The 2,652-nt window shown below is 66.2% G+C and carries 2 protein-coding genes and 1 pseudogene; 2 read left to right on the top strand and 1 reads right to left on the bottom strand.

Annotated elements, in window-relative coordinates:
- Positions 1-325: pseudogene (locus K728_RS0110260) on the bottom strand (DUF1684 domain-containing protein); the annotation flags it as partial.
- A gap of 69 nt (positions 326-394) precedes the next feature.
- On the opposite strand from K728_RS0110260, the gene K728_RS0110255 reads away from it, so the two are divergent.
- Together K728_RS0110255 and K728_RS0110250 are read left to right on the top strand one after the other, a co-directional pair.
- Complete coding sequence (locus K728_RS0110255; RefSeq protein WP_035747802.1) at positions 395-1,156, top strand: sulfite exporter TauE/SafE family protein; 762 nt, start codon at positions 395-397, stop codon at positions 1,154-1,156.
- Positions 1,157-1,240: 84 nt separating this feature from the next.
- Complete coding sequence (locus K728_RS0110250) at positions 1,241-2,527, top strand: cell division protein PerM (protein WP_024476630.1); 1,287 nt, start codon at positions 1,241-1,243, stop codon at positions 2,525-2,527.
- Positions 2,528-2,652 lie beyond the last annotated feature (125 nt).

Here is a 2,652-nt window from a genome sequence, read left to right as displayed (position 1 = left end):
CCGTGCCCAGCCGATGGAAGGTCACCGTACCGTCCGTGCCGGTGGGGACGTCCATTTCCTCGCCCACGCCGTCGTCGTCGATCACTGCCTCGAACCGGTACTCCGGCTGGTACGGGGCCACCGCGAGACCGTCGAAGGCGGCCACAGCCGTCGCGTCGAGCGGGGAGGCGGGATGGCTGGCGAACAGCTTGTCCCGGCCCGCGCGCCACAGGTCATGCGCGGACGACGGCGAACCGGCCTGCGCGCTCTCGCGCACCTGCCCGTAGAGCTCGAATACCTGCTGACGCCAGTCAGCAATGTGCAGGGCCGTAGTAGCTGTAGGCATTTCACCAGCCTAGCGGTCGACGTCGGGCGGCCGTCATGGAAACTCCAAATACAGTTGCCCAGGCGTACTGTGTCATCTGTGGCAACCGGTATCTTCTTCATCGTTCTGTTCTCCATCCTGCTCGGAGCAATTGCCCAGCGGATCGCCGGCCTGGGTTTCGCCCTGCTCATCGCGCCGTTCCTGGTGATCATCCTGGGCCCGCATGAGGGAGTGGTGCTGGTCAATATTTGCGGGGTGGTGTCCTCTGCCCTGATTGTCGGCAGGGTCTGGAAGGACATCGACTGGAGCATGTTCCGGTGGATGGTCATCCCCTCCGTTTTCGGCTCGATTCCCGGTTCGATTGCCGCGGTGATGCTCCCATCGGCACCGCTGTCGGTGACGGTTGGCGGCGTTGTCCTGGTGGCGCTGTCGGTGTCGCTGGTGTTGCAGCGCTCGTCGGTGGTGGTGCGCGGCAATGCGCCGAAGGCAGTTGCGGGGCTCACCGCCGGCCTCACCAATGCAATGGCTGGTGTGGGCGGTCCCGCCGTCAGCGCCTACGCCCTGCTGTCCCGTTGGCCGCAACGCCCTTTCGCGGCAACTCTGCAGCCGTTTTTCGTGGTGATCGGGCTCATCACCCTCGCGGTCAAGCTCAGTCTCGACCCCACCGATGCCCCCGCGCTGCAATGGTGGATGTGGTCGGCGATCGGCGTTGTGATCGTCGTCGGAATCTTCGCCGGTGAGAAGCTCTCCCGGTTCATCAAGGACGACCATGCCCGGTTATTTGTGATTGTGATCGCTTTCTTCGGCGCCACGGCTGCGCTGGTCAAGGGATTGCTGGATCTCCTGCTCTAGGGCGCGGACCTGGTGCGGCTGAACCGGGGCGTGGCACCGAGTCGCTGAACCTCCGAGGCAGCTGCCGGTGGCACCATTGAAGAGATGAAACTTCCTCTCCGTGTGCCCGGTCGGCGTGCCCTGCCCATGCCCCTGTGGCTGCAGGGTGTGTTCGAGCTGGCCCAGGCAGCAGTGATTTCCGCTCTGTTGATCCTGGTTCCCCTGGCCGCCGTATGGCTGGCGGGTGGATTCGCCGATCGGACGCCTACCGGAATGCTGCAGTTGGGCGGCCAGGCGTGGCTTCTCATCCACGGAGTGCCTCTCGAAGTGACTTTCGCACCGGCCAATCCGGACGGCGTGGGAACCACCGGGATCCTCTCCATCGTGCCGTTGGGCCTGACCCTGATCCCGTTCCTGCTTGCCTGGCGGGCCGGTCGGCGTCTGGCGCGGGCCTCCTACTCCGATCAGCTGTGGCAGGCGCTCCTGGGTGCCCTCGGGATTTACGCGCTGGTGGGGGGTGGCGTTGCCTACCTCTGCGCTACGGCTGAAGCGACTGTCCCGCTTGCTGCGGGCGCCCTGATTCCCCTGTTGTCGGCCGGGCTGGGGCTGGTGATTGGCGCGTACCGCGAGGCGGGCGCGTGGAGCCGCCTGATCGGCGTCGACCGCGCCGCCTGGCTGGCGAAAACCAGCCAGAGCTCCCGGTGGGCCGGATCCTACGCCTGGGCCTGCCTGAGGTCCGGATTCCTTGCGCTGGTGGTATCCCTGGGGTTATCGGCGTTACTGCTGGCCGTCACCCTCGGGCTGCGCTGGGCAGAAATGGCGACCGTCTATCAGCGCCTCGATGCAGGGATTGTCGGCGGGAGCGCCCTGACTCTGGCCCAGCTCGGCTTCCTGCCCAACCTGGTGGTGTGGACCCTTTCCTGGGCTTCCGGTGCAGGGTTTGCGCTGGGGTCCGGCAGCGCCATTTCTCCGCTGACGACCAGCGCCGGACCGCTGCCAGCCATCCCGGTCCTCGGCGCTGTGCCGCCCGGCACCCTCGAATACGGGCTGGCGGCTCTCGCCATCCCGGTTCTGGCGGGGCTGCTGGCCGGCTGGTGGTTCTTCCGGGAAGGCGAGAACCACCTCGACGAGTGGCTGGAAATCAAGGTGGCAAGGCGGTGGTTTACGGCAAGTCTGTCGACCCTGGCGGCCGCCGCCCTGATTGGACTGACCGCCGGTGTTGCAGCCGGGGTGGTCGCATGGGTGTCTCATGCGTCGCTAGGCCTCGGCCGGCTAGTGGATTTGGGCCCCAACCCGCTGTGGGTGGGCCTGTTGATTGCCGGGGAGGTGGCTGTCGGCGTCGTCATCGGTTACGCGGCGGGGCCGTTGCTGGAGCGTGAAAAGCGCGCCTAGCCGGTGTCACTTCCCCCAAAAGAGTGGCTGCCCCGCAACTACGTCACAAAAGAGTGGCTGCCCCGCAACTACGTCACAAAAGAGTGGCTGCCCCGCAACTACGTCACAAAAGAGTGGCTGCCCCG

It is taken from the genome of Arthrobacter sp. CAL618, assembly GCF_000468215.1.
Taxonomy (GTDB): Bacteria; Actinomycetota; Actinomycetes; order Actinomycetales; family Micrococcaceae; genus Arthrobacter_D.
Note: the sequence above shows the minus strand (reverse complement) of the source record. Positions and strands in the feature narration are given on the sequence as shown.

What these genes read in the sequence shown, in the direction of transcription:
- K728_RS0110250 (WP_024476630.1), top strand. Translation starts at nt 1,241, where the DNA reads ATGAAACTTCCTCTCCGTGTGCCCGGTCGGCGTGCCCTGCCCATGCCC.